The organism is Streptomyces aureus (assembly GCF_001418135.1).
In the GTDB taxonomy this organism is placed as follows: domain Bacteria; phylum Actinomycetota; class Actinomycetes; order Streptomycetales; family Streptomycetaceae; genus Streptomyces; species Streptomyces aureus_A.
The window spans coordinates 1-2,046 of record NZ_LIPQ01000651.1; the positions used below are offsets into that span (position 1 = coordinate 1).

The window sequence follows — 2,046 nt, forward strand, 5'->3', positions numbered from 1 at the left end:
AGATGTGTATAAGAGACCCGGGGGCGCGCGCCGGGCCCACGTACGGGATCGGGGGGTTGGTGTAGGGGGCGGCCTCGAACTCCCGCCAGAGCCCCGCGGGGCGGGTGGGGGGAGCGAAGCCCGTGCTGCCCAGTGCCGCGGTCGTGGCTCCCGCGACTGCCACCGCGCCGCCGACGAACTGCCTTCTGCTCAGTGCCATGCCCCTGAACCTTTCATGTATATGAACGGCGTTCAGATCTGCGTCGGGCGTGAGCATGGCACTGGAAGGCCCTTGCGGGAAGAGGTCAGTTGCCGGGTTTCTGGGTCAGGTTCTTGAACGCGTCGAGGTTCCGGGTCGACTCCCCGCGCGAGATCCGCCACTCGTACTCGCGCCGGATCGCGGACGCGAAGCCCAGCTCCAGAAGCGTGTTGAAGTCGCCGTCCGCCGCCTCCAGGACCGAACCGAGGAGCCGGTCCAGCTCGTCGGGCGTCACGGCGGAGAGCGGCAGCTTGCCGGCCAGGTAGATGTCGCCGAGGCCGTCGACCGCGTAACTCACCCCGTACAGCCTCAGGTTGCGCTCCAGGAGCCAGCGGTGGACACCCGCCTCGTTCTCGTCGGGGTGGCGGATGACGAAGGCGTTGAGGGAGAGCGAGTGGCGCCCGACGCGCAGGGAGAGCGTGGTGAAGAGTTTGCGCGTGCCGGGGAGTTTGACCACGTAGGAGCCCGGTTCGGGGGACTCCCACTCCAGTTCCGCGTCCTTGAACGTGTCCTCGACGGTCCGCCGGACGTCCTCAAGATCAGCCATGGTGGGAGCGTACGCGACGGCGGTTCTCGCGCAGCCGATGGTCGTGCACGGCGGCCGTGTACACATCCGCCGTGCCCGAGGCCGCCGTGTCCCAGCCGAACGACCCGGCGTGCAGGGCCGCGGCCGCGCCCATCCGCGCCGAGAGCGACGGGTCCGCCACGAAGCGGCCGAGCGCGCGGGCGTAGTCCACCGGGTCGTGCCCCTGGACGAGGAAGCCGGTCACGTCGTCCCGTACGGCCACCGGCAGGCCTCCCACCGCCGCCGCCACGACCGGGGTGCCGGCCGCCTGCGCCTCGATCGCGACCAGACCGAAGGACTCGCTGTACGACGGCATGACGAGGACGCTCGCCGCGCGGAACCAGTCGGCGAGCCGGTCCTGGCCCACCGGCGGGTGAAAGCGCACGATGTCCGCGATGCCGAGCCGGGCGGCCAGCTTCTGCAGCCCCTCCGGCTTCGCCAGGCCGCTGCCGCTCGGGCCGCCGACCACGGGAACGATCATGCGCGAGCGCAGCGACGGGTCCCGGTCAAGGAGCTCGGCGGCGGCGCGCAGCAGTATGTCCGGGGCCTTCAGCGGCTGGATGCGGCCGGCGAAGACGGGTATGAAGGCGTCCCGCGGCAGCCCGAGCCGGGCGCGGGCGGCGGCGCGGCCGTCGGCCGGGCGGAAGTGGTCGAGGTTGACGCCCGGGTGGACGACCGCGATCTTGCCGGGGTCCGCGTCGTAGAAACGGGCGAGCTCGTCGGCCTCCTCGGCCGTGTTCGCGATCAGCCGGTCGGCCGCGTCGACGATCTGCGTCTCGCCGATCACCCGGGCCGCGGGCTCGGGGGTGTCGCCGTCGGCGAGCGCCGCGTTCTTGACCTTCGCCATGGTGTGCATGGCGTGGACGAGCGGGACTCCCCAGCGCTCGGCGGCCAGCCAGCCGACGTGGCCGGAGAGCCAGTAGTGGGAGTGGACCAGGTCGTAGTGGCCGGGCCGGTGGCCCGCCCAGGCCTGCATCACGCCGTGCGTGAAGGCGCAGAGCTGGGCCGGCAGCTCCTCCTTGGCCAGCCCCTCGTACGGGCCGGCGTCGACGTGCCGCACGAGGACGCCGGGGGTGAGCTCGACGACCGGGGGGAGGCCGCCGGTGGTGGCCCGGGTGAAGATCTCGACCTCGATGTCGATGGCGGCGAGTCGTTTCGCCAGCTCGACGATGTAGACGTTCATGCCGCCCGCGTCGCCCGTGCCGGGCTGGTGCAGCGGGGAGGTGTGGACGCTGAGCATGGC

Annotated in this window: 2 protein-coding genes; both read right to left on the reverse strand. The window is 72.0% G+C overall.

Translation table 11 applies throughout. From position 1 onward, the window contains the following. Positions 1–284: 284 nt before the first annotated feature. Positions 285–785, reverse strand: a complete 501-nt coding sequence (locus AOK00_RS35655) for a YbjN domain-containing protein (RefSeq protein ID WP_055604247.1) — start codon at positions 783–785, stop codon at positions 285–287. Further along, on the reverse strand, positions 778–2,046 hold a 1,269-nt coding region (gene mshA / locus AOK00_RS35660; protein ID WP_055604248.1), incomplete at its 5' end, for a D-inositol-3-phosphate glycosyltransferase. The genes AOK00_RS35655 and mshA, both read right to left, overlap by 8 nt.